Below are 13,865 nucleotides of genomic sequence, written 5' to 3' on the forward strand. Positions count from 1 at the left end.
CCTTCGAGATGTGTACCCTACATATGTATGGTGCACATGCCAACCCGAGAGTATGTTGTCCGTGGAAATCGGACGTGGGAGGACATGCGTATGCCCGATGTCGGCGACGATTCGTTCTGGGAGTCACCGGTTTACCGTGACCTGGCGGAAGAGCTGCTCCGGATGAGCAGGCGGCGCACCAATGTCTTCCCCGGGGCGCGCCTGGAGGCCTCGGCCTTCGGCATTCTCTGGACGTTGTCCGACGGCCGGGCCCGGACCCTGCGTGAACTCGGCGAGGAGCTCGACCTCGAACAGTCGACGGTGAATCGACAGGTGAACGCGGCCATCAAACATGGCTACCTGGAGAGGTTCGAGGTGTCAGGGCAGCTGAGTCGACTGATCCGTCCGACAGCGCTGGGCATCGAGGCCTTCGAGCACGACGGGATGCTGCGTGCCGAACGACTGGTGCGAGTGTTCTCCGATCTCACACCGGGTGCGCCCGATGCGCTGCTCCACGAGTTGCGGTCGTTCAACGATGCCTACGAGCGGACCATCGCTCGTCAGCATCACCAGGAGCACGCCGCTCGGTGAGACACCGGAGACGGTGACGCAACGTATGGTCGACACGTCGATGGCAACAGATAGGTCGACCGCAACCGATAGAAGGACTGAAACTCGTGGCAAACCAACGGACCATCGTGATCACCGGCGCGAGTGACGGGATCGGCGCAGTCGCTGCGCGGGAACTCGCCGGACCCGGCGTCGACCTCGTCGTCGTGGGTCGTTCGGCCGAGAAGACCAAGGCAGTGGCCGACGAGACCGGTGCCACCGCATTCGTTGCGGACTTCGCGAAGCTCGACGACGTCCGACGTCTCGCGGACGAGATCCGGGAACGCGTCGGCACGATCGACGTGCTGCTCAACAATGCCGGCGGCACCTTCGACCCGAAGAAGCGGACCGGGGACGGCCACGAACCGAACTTCCAGATCAACCACCTCGGTGGCTTCCTGCTGACCAACCTGCTGCGCGACAAGCTCTCTGCCGACGGTGGTGCGCTGGTGGTGAACACCGCGAGCATCGGCAACCTCGCCGGCAAGGTCGACCTCGACGACCTCGACTTCGAGCGTCGGCGTGCGCTGGAATTGCGTTGCTACGGAACGAGCAAGTTGGAGAACATCTTGTTCACCCGAGGTATCGCCGACCGTTGGAAGGATGAGGGAATCATCTCCGCCGCAGTGCATCCCGGTCCGGTGGCGTCGAGCTTCGGCAGGGATTCGTTCTTCGTCGGCCTGCTGTATCGCACGCCGCTGAAGAAGGTCGCCACCATCACGCCCGAGAAGGGTGCCGAACCCCTGATAGCGCTGGCGAACCGTGGCACCGATCCCGCGATCAACGGCGTGTACTTCAGCCGCCACAAGGCGAACGGGCCCCAGAACTCGCAGGCGCACAAACAGGAACTCATCGACGGGCTGTGGCAGGCGTCGGAGCGGCTGGTCGGGATCGCCTAGGTGCTAGGCGCGCAACCGATCTGGCTGTGGCGACCGTCAGATGGTGGCCACCAGGAGGTCCTCGCCGCTCGACGGTCGTGGGCCGTCGGTCCGGCCGGCGAAATAGCGCTCACCGAGCGATTTCCCGGTCACCTGCCGAAGGTTCGTGAGGCCGGCGTCGCGGGCAAGCGTGTCGATCTCTGCAGGTGTGTAGAAGCTGACGAACGGTGTTCCAGAGGCCTGGGCTCCCTCTTCGCTGGTCTTCAGCCCGGAGCGGTCGGTGTCGTCGATCAGTTCGGTGGGCAACAGGTAGGTCATGGCCAGTGTCGATCCGGGCGCGAGCCGTGCGACCTGCCGCAGTGTCGCGGTGGTTGCCTCCCTGGTCAGGTAGTGGGAGACACCCGTGGAGACCACGACCGCGGGGCGGCTCGGATCGAATCCGGCGCCCGACAGCTTCGCCCACCAGCTCTCACCGTCTTCGAAATCGACTGGGACAAGGTGCAACCAGTCGGGTATCCCGTACCCGAGTTCGACCAGGCGCCTGCGTTTCCACGCCTGCGGTCCCGGTTGATCGACTTCGAAGACCTGTAGCCGCGCGCCGATATCCGGCCGGCGCTGCGCGAAGGTGTCCAGACCGGCGCCCAGAATGACGTACTGGCTCACGCCGCGTGCCTCCTGCTCGATCACCAGGTCCTCGATGAACCGGGCCCGGTCCACGATGGCGGCGCGGAATCCGTTGGTGGCCTCCGGATCCATGTCCGGCCGTCGGCGCCAATCATCATCGGGGGCAACGAGTTGCAAGCCGATCTCGTCGGACAGCACGTGCGGCGGCGGATCCACCTGGACGTGCATGGCACGCCACAGGGCCACACGTTCGGCCGTGCTCTCCGGTGCCTCGATCTGTTCGGTCACGATGGTGATCTCCCTTCTGTTGTCGACAAATACCTCAACCGTCCCCTCGGAGTTCGGTCGGTGCCCACGAGGGCCACCTGGTGGCGCCGACCAGCACACCCGCGGTGAACTCCGCGACGATGGTGGGGGCCGGGCCGAGCGCGCTGTTGTAGACGGTCGATTCGTCGGCACGATGGACCGCCTCAACCGCGAGTGGCCACAATCGATGGAAGCGGGCGCGGATCTTGTTCTCGGGCACCGAATGCCCGCCCGACGCCTGCCGGTGACCGACCCGCAGCACCGCGATGGATTCGGGCACGATGAGGACGTGGAGTACGACGAAGTATCCGGCGTCATGCGCGCGGTCGATCAGGTCGAGTTTCGATTCGTGCGAGAACACGGTCTCGGCGATGAACGAGCGCCCGTCGGCGATCAGGCGGTCGCGGGTGTCCGCGGCGATTCTTGCCGCGTCATATGAGCGTGCCTCGGCCTCGGCCGGCCAGCGCTGCCGTGCGATCGAGTCCGCGTTGACGAACACGCTCCCCGGCAACAGCGGGCCGAGGGTGTACTCGACGAACGTCGATTTGCCCGAGCCGTTCGGGCCGATGACCAGATCGAGGCGTCTCACTCGACGTCGAGCACGTGGGTCGTTCCGTCCGGTCGGTATTCGACGATGCGGCCGTCCTCGTCGAGTGAGACGGTGGTGACACCCCGTTCGGTGAGCTCGTGTCGGTAGTCGGCCGCTGCCAGACTCTCGCTCACCAGAGCCCGGACCTGGGCGTTGAACGCGCGGCCTTCATCAGGGGTGAGGTCGGTGGTCGCTACGGTGCCTGCCAGTGCGTCCTGTACGCGCCGCAGCGACGCGGACTCGTGGGTGGTGAGTGCTCGGCCGACGCGCGCCCAGTACTCGAGTTGTTGGCGGCCGGTCCGCTGTTGACGACGGCCTTCGGCGATCGCACTGTCGACGAGGTCGGCGTCCACGCGGGTGACCTTGTCCGCGGCTCTGGTCATGGCAAGCCCATCTGTGGCACGGTACGAGCTGTAGCAGGGTGAAACCCAGTGTAGCAGGTTGCTACAGGCAGGTCAGCCAGGCGTTCTCCCGACGATGGCCGCCATCGAGTCGGCGGACTTCAGGCCCGTGCCGGTCAGGATGACGACCGTCGTGTCATCGTCTCCGATGGTTCCGTCGGCCAGGAAGTGGTCGAGCGCCGCGGCCGCGACTGCGCTCGTCGGTTCCGCGTAAAGGCCCCGTGCGCTCAGGGCCGCCACGGCCGCACGGATCTCGTCGTCGGACACCGCAACGGCCGAACCGCCGGAGTCGACCACCGCTGCAACTGTTTCGGCGAGTCGAACCGGACGCGCGATCGATGCTCCCTCGGCAATCGTGGGCTCTCGGGGCCCACGCCTTTCCGGATCGATGCCATTGACTCCATCGGCGATGGTCGCCCAGTGCTCGGGCTGTCCGACGAGGAGTCGCGGGAGTCGGTCGATCTGCCCGGCCCCGAGTAGCTCGCGGAAGGCGATGTCGCAGCCGAGGATGTTGCTGCCGGCGCCGGCGACCACTACCACGTTGTCGGGTGCGGTGAAGCCGAGTTGTTCCCACATCTCATAGGCGATGGTCTTGGTGCCCTGCAGGAAGAAGGGATGCCAGTTGTGGCTCGCGTACGGGATCGTCGCGGATTGCCTGATGGCCTCGTCGGACACCTCGTCGCGAGTTCCGGGCACGAGTTCGATCTCCGCACCAAAGGCGCGTGCCTGCAGTATCTTTGCCCGCGAGGTCGCCGCAGGGACGATGATCTTGGCGTGGATGCCGGCGGCTGCGGCATAGCAGGCGACGGCCGACCCGCCGTTGCCCGAGCTGTCCTCGAGGACGCGCGACACCCCCTGGCTGCGCAGGTGCGACATCATCACGGATACCCCGCGGTCCTTGAAACTCGAGGTGGGATTGAACCATTCGAGCTTGAACCGGATGTCGCCGCGACCCCACTGCAGGGAGACAAGCGGTGTCCATCCCTCGCCGAGGCTGACCCGGACACTGGGGTTGACAGGGAGGACTCCGCCGTAACGCCACAATGATCGCTCGGCGGCGTCGATCTCGTTCGGGGACAGTCCGCTGATCGGGCTCACCATCAGCGGAGCGCCGTCGTCGCCGCGCCATCGGCTGTCGGTGAGCGGATGCGTTGTGCCCGAACGCTCCATTAACACGGCGTCGGCGAATGGTGGGTTCTTCACTCCGCGAAATCCGTACTCCGGGTGAGCCCATCCCACTTCTCGATGTCGACGGCCAATGCGTCGAGAGAGCTACGGACGGCTGCCGCGGCGTCGCTGCCGAGCGGCAAGAAGTACGGCGGATCGGCAGATTCGGCTACTGTGATGAGCGCGGCGGCCGCCTTGGCCGGGTCGCCCGGCTGGGTGCCGTGGACGGTGTCGTTCTCGATGCGCCGCTTTCCGGCGGTGTCGGTGTAGTCGGCGATGGCGTCGGCCGACTGGGTCAGTGACCGGCCGGCGAAATCGGTTCGGAAAGCCCCGGGTTCGACGACGATCGTTCGAATACCCAGCGGAGAAACCTCTCTGCGCAGCGACAGCGTCATCGCCTCGATAGCTGCCTTCACCGCCGAGTAGTATCCCGAGCCCGCCGGGGACATCCGGGCGCCGATCGAGGAGATGTTGATGATGGTGCCGGCGCGGCGGGCCCGCATCCCGGGCAGCACGGCTTTGATCGTCCGCGCCGTCCCGAACACGTGTGTGTCGAACAGTTGTTGGACCGGCCCGTCTTCACCCTCCTCCACGGCGGCGCGATAGCCGTAGCCCGCGTTGTTGACGAGGACGTCGACGCCGCCGAAACGCTCGTCGGCAGCGCTGACAGCGGCACTCACTTGTGAGCTGTCCGTGACGTCGAGGGCGACCGCCAGGGCGGTGTCCGGATGGCGGTCGACAAGATCCTGAACCGTCGAGACGACGCGTGCGGTGACGACGGCGTTGTCGCCGTGCTCGAGCACGGATTCGGCGAGTGCGCGCCCGAGGCCGGACGAGCAACCGGTGATGAGCCACGTGGTCATCGAGTTCCCCTTTCGTGCGATCCGGTCTCCACTATCCCAACTGGTCAGCGGGACGCAGGAGGATCTCGTTGATGACGAGATGTCGAGGTCGGGTGAGGGCGAAGGTGATGATCTCGGCAACCTCTTCGGGCTTGACGGTTGCGGCGTCGTACATCTTCTGGACGCCTTCGCGCGTCCCCTCATGCGTGATGTGGGTGGGCAATTCGGTGTCGACCACGCCGGGCTCGATCAGGGTCACCCGAACGTCCGGGAGCAGCTCCTGACGCAACGATTCCGACCAGCCGTTGACGCCCCATTTGGTCGCGGCGTACACGCCGTTACCGGCCCGCGCGGTGCGTCCGGCGACCGAGGAGAGATTGACGATGTCGCCGCCGCCGTCTTTGAGCTGATCGAGGAACACCTCGGTCGTGGTGATCGCGCCCATCAGATTGACCTGGATCATGTTGCGGTAGTCGTCGCGCTGGTCGGCGGAGAACGGGCCCAGCAGCATGACACCTGCGTTGTTGATCAACACATCGGCACCGCCGAGTTCGGTTTTCACGCGTTCTGCTGCGGCGACGAGTCCGTCGCGATCGGTGACATCGGCTTCGATGGCGATCGCACCGTCACCCAGCTCGTCGGCGAGGCTGGTGATGCGGTCGAGGCGACGCGCCAACAGCGCGACTCGATATCCGGCGGCATAAAGGGATCGCGCGGCGGCGGCGCCGATGCCCGACGATGCTCCGGTGATGACGGCGACTGGAGAACTGGTCTCAGAGGACGACACTGGTGTTCCTTTCACGAGGCTGGGGCGGGGCCTTCAGCGACGGCGCGCGCTCGTGGTCAGTTCGTGAGCGCCGTAACTGTTGTCGTCGGGATTGATGGTGACACCGGGAGCGACGAGTTCATCGATCCGATCCAGAATGTCTGTCGTGAGTGTCACCTCTGCCGCAGGCAGGTACGACGCGAGTTGTTCCATGGTGCGGGGACCGACGATCGCGCTGGTGACACCGGGATGATTGATGACAAAGGCGATGGCCATCTCGATCAGCGTCAGGCCTGACTGCTCAGCGAGTCGGGCCAGCTCCTCGACGATCTCGAGCTTGCGTTGGTTCTCCGGACTCGACATGTCGAATCGAGCGCTCGGTCGAGCACTCGATGTCGGACTGGATGCCGCGTCCTTGCGCCAGCGGCCGGACAGCCAACCGCCCGCGAGGGGGCTGTAGGTCAGTGTGCCCATCCCGTGCCGCTGAACAGCGGGAAGCACATCATCTTCGATGCCGCGAACGAGGATCGAATACGGTGGCTGTTCAGTGACAAAGCGGGAGTAGAGGTTCTCCTTTGCCGCCCATTGCGCTTCGACAATCTGCGACGCCGCGAACGACGACGAGCCGATATAGCGAACCTTGCCCTGGCGGACCAAGTCGGTGAGCGCGCTGAGTGTCTCTTCGACGTCCGTATCGGCGCTCGGTCGATGGACCTGGTAGAGATCGAGGTGGTCGGTGCCGAGTCGCCTCAGCGAGTTCTCCACCGCCCGCATGATCCACCGCCGTGATCCGCCTGAGCTGTTCGGGCCGTCACCCATCGGCATGAAGAACTTCGTCGCGAGAAACACATCGTCACGTCGGCCTCTGAGAGCCTTACCGACAATCTGCTCTGACTCGCCTCCCGAATACACATCTGCGGTATCTATGAAATTGATACCGGAATCGAGCGCGATGCGGATGATTCTGATGGAATCGGCTTTGTCTTGATTTCCCCAGGGACCGAACATCATTGCTCCCAGACAAAGGGGACTGACCTGGACGCCGGTGCGTCCCAGCGGACGGAAATTCATCGTGCTCCTCGGCAATGAGAGTTGTATTGCGCACTCGACTGCGGGGTGGCTGAGAGACCTTCGCGGAGTGCTCCGCGTCAGGCGAGGTACTCCTCCTCCGTGACATGTTCGAGCCACGTCGTGGTGGTCGCCGGATCATCGGCATTGTCGAGCATCGCCAGGTGTTCCATGAAGGAGTCGCTGCTCGCGCCGTGCCAATGTTCCTCGCCGGGAGGGCAATACAGAGTCTGTCCCGGGTGGGCCTCGACCTTGGCTTCGCCGCGGGACTGCACCCATGCGACACCTTGGGTGATGTGGAGGGTCTGGCCGCGGGCGTGTGAGTGCCACGCGGTGCGTGCGCCCGGCGCGAAGCGCACCTTCGCCACGACCATCTGCTGACCGGACTCGCGCGGAAATGCGATCGGGTCGAGCCAGACGTCGCCGGTGAACTGTTCGGGCGGGTTCTTGGTGGTGGGTTTGCGTTGGTCGATATCCATCTTCTGTCCTTACGCTTCGGGAATGGTCAGGCCGAACTTCTCACGTGTGATGACCTCCGGCTCCGGACCACCACGCACCCCGGTGTCGAGTGCATCGATGGAGGCGAGTTCGTCGCCGGTGAGCTCGAAGTCGAACACGTCGAAGTTCTCCGCGATCCGGGACGGTGTCACCGATTTGGGGATCACCTGCCGGCCTTGCTGGATGTGCCACCGCAGCATCACTTGTGCGGTGGTCTTCTCATGTGCGGCAGCGATCTTCTGCAGTGTCGGGTCCTCGAGCGTGGAACCGTGGGAGCCGTCCCGGTAGAAGGTGATCCCGCCGATCGGCGACCAAGCCTGGGAAACGATGCCGTGCGCGCCATCGGCATCGAGCAGGGCGGACTGCCGAAAGTAGGGGTGGACCTCGATCTGATTGACCGCCGGGACCACCGATGTCGCGTCGAGAAGTCGTGCGAGGTGGTCGGGCATGAAGTTGCTGACGCCGATGGCCTTCACCTTGCCGTCGGCCAGCAGGCGTTCGAGCGCCTTGTAGGCGTCGATGGTGAGGTCGAACTCGCCGGGTAGCGCCTGGTGCAGGATGAGGAGGTCGATCTGCTCGACGCCGAGTTTGCCTGCGGCCTTGTCGAAGGCGTGCAGCGCGGCGTCGTAGCCGTAGTCGGTGATCCAGATCTTGGTCTCGATGAACAGCTCGGAACGGTCGATGCCGGAGCGGCGGATCGCCTCGCCGACTCCTGATTCGTTGAGATAAGCTGCGGCGGTGTCGATATGGCGATAGCCGGTGGACAGCGCCGTCTCCACGGCGGTCGCCGTCTCATCGGGTGGTGTCTGGAACACCCCGAAACCCAAAGCCGGGATGTGGATTCCATTGTTGAGTTCGATCTGCGGTATGGCCATATCCTCACGCTACGCCGATGGCACTTCACGAAGGAGTGTTCGTCGTACCAGGTACTGCGAGTACCTCCCACCGCCAAACCGGATCAGCGACTCCGACGAGTTGCAGGTGTCTTCGTATCGATCGGATGGCACGCTGCGGCCGTTCGTCACGATCTGGGCGGTGCGCTCGGGCGACCACATCTTCATCCGCTCCGCATACGGGCGGGACAACGGTTGGTTCCGACGCGCGCTCGCCGTCGGTCGCGGCCGAATCCGGGCCGGCGGCGTCGAGAAGGACGTGGCATTCCAGGAACCGGACGACGACGTGCATCCGTCCCTGGACGCCGCGTACCACCTCAAATACGACCGCTACGGCCCGAAGATCGTCGGTACTGTCGTCGCCCCGCACGGACCGGGCGAGACGTTCCGCCTCGACCCGCAGGACTGACGGTCAGGGCCGCACCGCGACCTTGAGTGCCTCGCGGGCATCCATCGCGGTGTACGCCTTGGGTGTCTCGTCGAGTGACATCGTCCGGTCGAACACCTTGCCCGGCACGACGCTGCCGTCGAGCACCGCCGGGAGGAGCTGATCGATGTAGGCCCTCACCGGTGCGGGGCCGCCGGTCAGCGTGACGTTGGGGCCGAACAGCGAGCCGAAGCCGACCGGCGCATCGTCGTACTGAGGGACGCCGACCCGACTGATGACACCGCCCGCACGGACCACGCCGACCGCCTGATCGTAGGCGGGACGATGTCCGACGGCCTCCAGGACGACCTGGCTGCCCAGACCGCCGGTCAGGTCACGGACCTGCTCGATGCCCTCGTCGCCACGTGCTGCGACCACCTCGGTGGCGCCGAACTCCCGACCGAGGTCGGTCCGGGTCTGGTGGCGGCCCATCAGGATGATCTGCTCGGCACCGAGCTGACGGGCGGAGAGCACCGACAGCAGGCCGACGGCCCCGTCGCCGATCACGGTGACCGAACTTCCGCTGGTCACGCCCCCGCGCACGGCGGCATGCCAGCCGGTGCCGTACACATCGGAGAGGGTGAGCAGCGAGGCCAACAGAGCGTCGTCGGCGTTCTCGTCCACCGGCGCCTTCACCAGGGTGCCGTCGGCCAGTGGTACCCGAACGGCTTCGGCCTGCGCTCCGGCAGTGCCGATGGCGTCGTCACTCCAGAATCCGCCACGCAGGCACGACGTCTGCAGGCCGGCCCGGCAGAACTCGCAGGTCCCGCACGATACGACGAACGGTGAGATGACGAAATCACCCACGCTGACAGCGGTGACCTCGGATCCGACGGCCTCGACGACGCCGATGAACTCGTGGCCCATCGGCGCGCCGGCGGGGGTGTCGGGCATCGAGTGGTATGGGTGCAGGTCGCTGCCGCAGACACAGGCGCGGACCACTCGGACCAGGGCATCAGTCGGTAGTTGCAGGGTCGGATCAGGGACATCGATGACGCGGACATCGCCGGCGCCGTACATGTAGGTGGCTTTCATGACATCCAGTGCACCGCGATTCCGCGCGCGTGGGGAGTCACCATCGTTCCGGGTACTGTCAGTACCTCCCTGGCCTGCGGCATCGTGCCTACCCTGGAGTCCATGGGTACCACCGACCTGCGCACTCAGATCCGCGAGTTCCTGAGCTCGCGGCGCGCGCGCATCACCCCCGATCAGGCGGGCTTGCCTGCCTACGGCAGCAACCGTCGCGTCAAGGGTCTGCGTCGCGAGGAGGTCGCACTGCTCGCGGGGGTCTCGGTCGACTACTACGTGCGGATGGAGCGCGGCAGCCTCGCCGGTGCGTCGGACAGTGTGCTCGCCGCCCTGGCCGGCGCTTTGCAGCTCGACGAGGCCGAACGCGATCATCTCTACGCTCTGGCGCGTCAGTCGCAGGCCGGCACCGGGTCTCGACGTGCCCGTACCCCGGCGTCGACAGTGCGCCCGGCCATCCAGCAGGTCCTCGACGCCATCACGGACGCGCCGGCCTGGGTGCGCAACGGTCGTCACGACATCGTCGCGATGAATCAGCTCGCGCGGGCACTCTATTCACCGGTGCTGGCCGATCCTCGACGACCTGCGAACACCACCCGATTCGTCTACCTGCATCCGGAGGAGGCCGAGGAGTTCTTCGTCGATTACGACCAGATCGCCAGGGATGCTGCCGCGATGCTACGGCTCGAGGCCGGTCAGAACCCGAACGACAAGGCCCTCATCCAACTCGTCGGTGAATTGTCCACGCGCAGTGAGCTCTTCCGCCAACGTTGGGCTTCTCAAGACGTCCGGTTCCATCGCAGTGGACGCAAGCGGCTCCGCCACCCGGTGGTCGGGCAGCTCGACCTCGACTTCGAAGGGATGGAACTGCCCTCCGAGCCCGGGTTGTACCTGAACATCTACACCGCGGCCGCGGGCACGCCCACCGCCGACGGGCTGAAGCTGCTCGCGTCGTGGGCGGCGAGTCAGGAGCAGATCGACACCGAAGATCACGCCGTCAATTGAGGATGAGTGCCAGCTGGTCCCGCAGTACCGAATCCAGCGCCTCCTGAGGGTAGGTGCCGGTCGTGCTCGACCAATGCAGCGCAAGTCCATCGACCATCGCGAGGAGTGCGGCGGCGCGAAGGCCCGGTGCGGCGACGCCGCGGGCGCGCAACGCATCACGAAGCCCGGCCTGGATCCGGCCCAGAGTCCTTTCCTGGATCGCGGCCAACTCCGGAGATCTGGTTGCGAGAGCGGAGAATTCGATCATCACCCGGGCTTCTGCCCGGCGCCGGGAATCGATCGGGAGAAGTTCGACGAGGATGTCCTCCAACGCCGTCTCCGTGTCGTGGCCGACTGTGTCGATGCGTTCGGCCACGCGATCGACAAGCGCGGTGAAGGCCGAGATGTAGAGCGCGTCCTTGGTCGGGAAGTGGTGCTGCACTGCGCCGATGGACACGCCGAGGTGCGCCGCCACGTTCCGGATGGTCGCGGCGGCAAGGCCGTGCTCGGCTGCCACCGCGAGCACGGCATCGCCCAGGTCGGCTTCGGTCAACGGTGTACGTGTGCGGGGAGAGGCCACTGGACAACCATACACATGTATGGAACCATACGAACGTATGGCTGGTGTGGTCAGATGGGTCGGTTCCGGTGCGGTGGTCGTGGCGGGCCTGAGTTGGGCGATGTGGGCTGCCGATCCGACTGCGCCGTCATCCCCGATCCAGCCGTTGATCATCACGGGCGTGATGGTGGCCAATGTGATGGTGACGGTCGCCGCGCCTGCGACGAAGCGCCGGGCGGTGATACTTGTCCAACGGTGGTGTGTGAACCCGTTGGTGCGGGCGCTGTTTCGGATCGGATTCGTTCCATTCGGTTTTGCGCTGGTCGAGACGACCGGCCGACGGACCGGCCGACCCCGCATCGTGCCGGTGGGCAACGGGAGGGTGGGCGACACGTTCTGGCTCGTCGCCGAACACGGCCTTCGTGCCGGTTATGTGGCCAACATCCGTGCGAACCCAGACGTCCGTGTGCGGCTCCGGATCGGACTCCGGTTCACCTGGATCGAGGGTGTGGCAACGGTACTCGTCGGCGATGACCCGTTCGCGCGACAACGCGAGTTCTGCGGTCTCCGACCGCTCCGCTGGTGGAACGCCATGAACGTGCGGGCGCTCGGAGTGTCGCCGGTGACGGTCCGGATCGATCTGGATCTGTCAGGGGTCCGCGGCGTTCCGCGGAACGCCGATGTTGTCGGTGGTCACCGATATCGTTGAGGTAGTTCGATTCAGCTCGACCTGTCGGGGGTTGTCGTGACCGTTGTCGTTCCCATTGATTCGTCTGTGCCCGAGGCCGAGCCCCGGCCGCCCAACATTTTTGACGCGACTCCGGTCGGCGAGTTGTCGGATGGTCAGTTGCGCGAGCGGGTGGTCGGGTATGCCGGTCAGATGGCGGCGCTGACGGCGCGGTTTCTGGGGTTGCTGGTGGAGTTCGACAATCGTCACGCGTGGAGTGGTGAGGGGGTGATGTCGTGTGCGCATTGGCTGTCGTGGCGGACGGGGTTGTCGTTGCGGACCGCGCAAGACCATCTGCGGATTGCCCACGCGTTGACCGAACTCCCGCTGATCGCACAGTCGTTCGCCGACGGGCGGGTCACGTATTCGAAGGTGCGGGCACTGACGCGGGTGGCCACCCCGGAGCGTGAGCAGGAATTGCTGAACGTGGCGCTGAGTGCGACCGCAGCACAGGTGGATGCGCTGGTGCGGTCGATGCGGCACATCGACCGCGGTGTCGAAGAACAGGAATCCGGTGTGATCGCGTCGTCGGGTCGGTGGCGCTGGAACGATGACGGATCGCTGTCGGTGAACATGCGGCTCAACCCCCTCGATGGTGCGAGGTTTCTGGCGGGTGCGGTGCGAGCCGAGTACGAACGTACCCGTACCGAAGACGATCTCGACGTTCCGCGGAACGCGCTCGAACCCGACGAGACCGCGACCGACGACGCCGAAGACCTCGGGCCGGCGGAGGTCAAACGCCGGCAGCGAGATCTGTGGCGCCATGTGCCCGCCGACATCGCCCCGGCGGTGATCGCGATGGCCGACACCCTCCATGGCGCCGTCGACATCCCCGAAACCGCGCCCGGTGCGGAGATCCTCGTGCACACCCACGGCCAGGACATCGCAGACGACGATGGCGACCATGCCGATGATCATCTCGATGACGGACCCGCGTTGTTCGACGTCGAGGTCGACGAAGCGCGCTGCGGGGCGGCGGTCCGGGAAGTGCGCACCACCCGCCGCGGCGCCGTACTCAACTGGGGTCACAAACGCCGGACGCCGACCGCCGCATTGATCCGGATCGTGACCCAGCGTGACCGGTGCTGCCGGCACCCGGCTTGTGGACGCACCCGCCACCTGCACGTCCATCACGTGCGGTCGTGGGCCGACGGCGGCCCCACCGATCCCGACAATCTGATCTTGTTGTGCGGCACCCACCATCGTGCATTGCATCGCGGCGAGTTCACCATCACCGCGAAAGGCGGGCAACAGTTCACCTTTCACCGCCAGAGTGGATCGGTGATCGAACGCGCGCCCACCATCGTGGCGCCCGCCGGCTGGACCCCGGACTCTCGCATTTCCGTCGGCGCCACCATGCCGGTCGGCGGCGGCCGCCTCGACCTCGGATACACCACCGAAGTCCTCTATGCGATCTGGGCGCTCAAAGCCAGAGAGCGCACCGAACCGATCGCGGCGTGAGCGTTCCGCGGAACGCGGTGGGAGCCGCTCTGCAGTAGACAGCTAGCGCGGACAGTTCGGC

At 65.7% G+C, this 13,865-nt stretch carries 17 protein-coding genes; 6 read left to right on the top strand and 11 right to left on the bottom strand.

What is annotated here, in order from left to right:
- The first annotated feature begins 90 nt into the window (after nucleotides 1-90).
- A complete protein-coding gene (locus ACPXCG_RS12680; protein WP_267631442.1) occupies nucleotides 91-570 on the top strand; it encodes a MarR family winged helix-turn-helix transcriptional regulator in 480 nt (159 codons plus the stop codon).
- A gap of 86 nt (nucleotides 571-656) precedes the next feature.
- Nucleotides 657-1,487: an SDR family NAD(P)-dependent oxidoreductase gene (locus tag ACPXCG_RS12685; protein ID WP_425792326.1), complete on the top strand. Its 831-nt coding sequence runs from the start codon at nucleotides 657-659 to the stop codon at nucleotides 1,485-1,487.
- A 36-nt stretch (nucleotides 1,488-1,523) separates the two neighbouring features.
- On the opposite strand, the gene ACPXCG_RS12690 is transcribed toward ACPXCG_RS12685, so the two are convergent.
- From ACPXCG_RS12690 to ACPXCG_RS12730, 9 genes are all read right to left on the bottom strand, one after another.
- Complete coding sequence (locus ACPXCG_RS12690) at nucleotides 1,524-2,366, bottom strand: class I SAM-dependent methyltransferase (protein ID WP_425792815.1); 843 nt, start codon at nucleotides 2,364-2,366, stop codon at nucleotides 1,524-1,526.
- A gap of 46 nt (nucleotides 2,367-2,412) precedes the next feature.
- Nucleotides 2,413-2,985, bottom strand: a complete 573-nt coding sequence (locus tag ACPXCG_RS12695; protein ID WP_425792327.1) for a zeta toxin family protein — start codon at nucleotides 2,983-2,985, stop codon at nucleotides 2,413-2,415.
- On the bottom strand, nucleotides 2,982-3,368 hold the full coding sequence (locus tag ACPXCG_RS12700) for a TA system antitoxin ParD family protein (protein ID WP_164310593.1): 387 nt from the start codon (nucleotides 3,366-3,368) through the stop codon (nucleotides 2,982-2,984). The genes ACPXCG_RS12695 and ACPXCG_RS12700 overlap by 4 nt, the downstream gene beginning before the upstream one ends.
- A gap of 72 nt (nucleotides 3,369-3,440) precedes the next feature.
- A complete protein-coding gene (locus ACPXCG_RS12705) occupies nucleotides 3,441-4,589 on the bottom strand; it encodes a threonine synthase (protein ID WP_425792328.1) in 1,149 nt (382 codons plus the stop codon).
- A complete protein-coding gene (locus ACPXCG_RS12710; RefSeq protein WP_425792329.1) occupies nucleotides 4,586-5,416 on the bottom strand; it encodes an oxidoreductase in 831 nt (276 codons plus the stop codon). The genes ACPXCG_RS12705 and ACPXCG_RS12710 overlap by 4 nt, the downstream gene beginning before the upstream one ends.
- A gap of 31 nt (nucleotides 5,417-5,447) precedes the next feature.
- Complete coding sequence (locus ACPXCG_RS12715) at nucleotides 5,448-6,182, bottom strand: SDR family oxidoreductase (protein ID WP_425792330.1); 735 nt, start codon at nucleotides 6,180-6,182, stop codon at nucleotides 5,448-5,450.
- Nucleotides 6,183-6,215: 33 nt separating this feature from the next.
- The gene (locus tag ACPXCG_RS12720; protein WP_425792331.1) at nucleotides 6,216-7,232 is read right to left on the bottom strand and encodes an aldo/keto reductase; all 1,017 of its coding nucleotides are present in this window, start codon (nucleotides 7,230-7,232) and stop codon (nucleotides 6,216-6,218) included.
- A gap of 77 nt (nucleotides 7,233-7,309) precedes the next feature.
- A complete protein-coding gene (locus tag ACPXCG_RS12725; protein WP_425792332.1) occupies nucleotides 7,310-7,708 on the bottom strand; it encodes a (R)-mandelonitrile lyase in 399 nt (132 codons plus the stop codon).
- A 9-nt stretch (nucleotides 7,709-7,717) separates the two neighbouring features.
- A complete protein-coding gene (locus ACPXCG_RS12730) occupies nucleotides 7,718-8,602 on the bottom strand; it encodes an aldo/keto reductase (protein ID WP_425792333.1) in 885 nt (294 codons plus the stop codon).
- Nucleotides 8,603-8,684: 82 nt separating this feature from the next.
- Here ACPXCG_RS12730 and ACPXCG_RS12735 point away from each other — a divergent pair, with 82 nt between their 5' ends.
- Nucleotides 8,685-9,029, top strand: coding sequence for a DUF2255 family protein (locus tag ACPXCG_RS12735; RefSeq protein ID WP_425792816.1), 345 nt, complete (start codon nucleotides 8,685-8,687; stop codon nucleotides 9,027-9,029).
- A 3-nt stretch (nucleotides 9,030-9,032) separates the two neighbouring features.
- On the opposite strand, the gene ACPXCG_RS12740 is transcribed toward ACPXCG_RS12735, so the two are convergent.
- A complete protein-coding gene (locus tag ACPXCG_RS12740; RefSeq protein WP_425792334.1) occupies nucleotides 9,033-10,082 on the bottom strand; it encodes an alcohol dehydrogenase catalytic domain-containing protein in 1,050 nt (349 codons plus the stop codon).
- Between the two features lie 102 nt (nucleotides 10,083-10,184).
- On the opposite strand from ACPXCG_RS12740, the gene ACPXCG_RS12745 reads away from it, so the two are divergent.
- Complete coding sequence (locus ACPXCG_RS12745; protein WP_425792335.1) at nucleotides 10,185-11,078, top strand: helix-turn-helix domain-containing protein; 894 nt, start codon at nucleotides 10,185-10,187, stop codon at nucleotides 11,076-11,078.
- Here ACPXCG_RS12745 and ACPXCG_RS12750 read toward each other — a convergent pair.
- A complete protein-coding gene (locus ACPXCG_RS12750; RefSeq protein WP_425792336.1) occupies nucleotides 11,071-11,637 on the bottom strand; it encodes a TetR/AcrR family transcriptional regulator in 567 nt (188 codons plus the stop codon). The two genes, ACPXCG_RS12745 and ACPXCG_RS12750, sit on opposite strands and share 8 nt — an antisense overlap.
- A 19-nt stretch (nucleotides 11,638-11,656) precedes the next feature.
- On the opposite strand from ACPXCG_RS12750, the gene ACPXCG_RS12755 reads away from it, so the two are divergent.
- Together ACPXCG_RS12755 and ACPXCG_RS12760 are read left to right on the top strand one after the other, a co-directional pair.
- On the top strand, nucleotides 11,657-12,325 hold the full coding sequence (locus tag ACPXCG_RS12755) for a nitroreductase/quinone reductase family protein (RefSeq protein ID WP_425792337.1): 669 nt from the start codon (nucleotides 11,657-11,659) through the stop codon (nucleotides 12,323-12,325).
- Between the two features lie 96 nt (nucleotides 12,326-12,421).
- Nucleotides 12,422-13,804, top strand: a complete 1,383-nt coding sequence (locus tag ACPXCG_RS12760; protein ID WP_425792817.1) for an HNH endonuclease signature motif containing protein — start codon at nucleotides 12,422-12,424, stop codon at nucleotides 13,802-13,804.
- Nucleotides 13,805-13,865 lie beyond the last annotated feature (61 nt).

This window comes from Gordonia sp. DT218 (genome assembly GCF_049847105.1).
Taxonomy (GTDB): domain Bacteria; phylum Actinomycetota; class Actinomycetes; order Mycobacteriales; family Mycobacteriaceae; genus Gordonia.

Excerpts from the sequence above, each read along its gene's own strand:
- ACPXCG_RS12680 (WP_267631442.1), top strand. The coding sequence starts at position 91 with ATGCCCGATGTCGGCGACGATTCGTTCTGGGAGTCACCGGTTTACCGT.
- ACPXCG_RS12700 (WP_164310593.1), bottom strand. The coding sequence starts at position 3,368 with ATGACCAGAGCCGCGGACAAGGTCACCCGCGTGGACGCCGACCTCGTC.
- ACPXCG_RS12710 (WP_425792329.1), bottom strand. The coding sequence starts at position 5,416 with ATGACCACGTGGCTCATCACCGGTTGCTCGTCCGGCCTCGGGCGCGCA.
- ACPXCG_RS12720 (WP_425792331.1), bottom strand. The coding sequence starts at position 7,232 with ATGAATTTCCGTCCGCTGGGACGCACCGGCGTCCAGGTCAGTCCCCTT.
- ACPXCG_RS12725 (WP_425792332.1), bottom strand. The coding sequence starts at position 7,708 with ATGGATATCGACCAACGCAAACCCACCACCAAGAACCCGCCCGAACAG.
- ACPXCG_RS12730 (WP_425792333.1), bottom strand. The coding sequence starts at position 8,602 with ATGGCCATACCGCAGATCGAACTCAACAATGGAATCCACATCCCGGCT.
- ACPXCG_RS12740 (WP_425792334.1), bottom strand. The coding sequence starts at position 10,082 with ATGAAAGCCACCTACATGTACGGCGCCGGCGATGTCCGCGTCATCGAT.
- ACPXCG_RS12745 (WP_425792335.1), top strand. The coding sequence starts at position 10,185 with ATGGGTACCACCGACCTGCGCACTCAGATCCGCGAGTTCCTGAGCTCG.
- ACPXCG_RS12755 (WP_425792337.1), top strand. The coding sequence starts at position 11,657 with ATGGAACCATACGAACGTATGGCTGGTGTGGTCAGATGGGTCGGTTCC.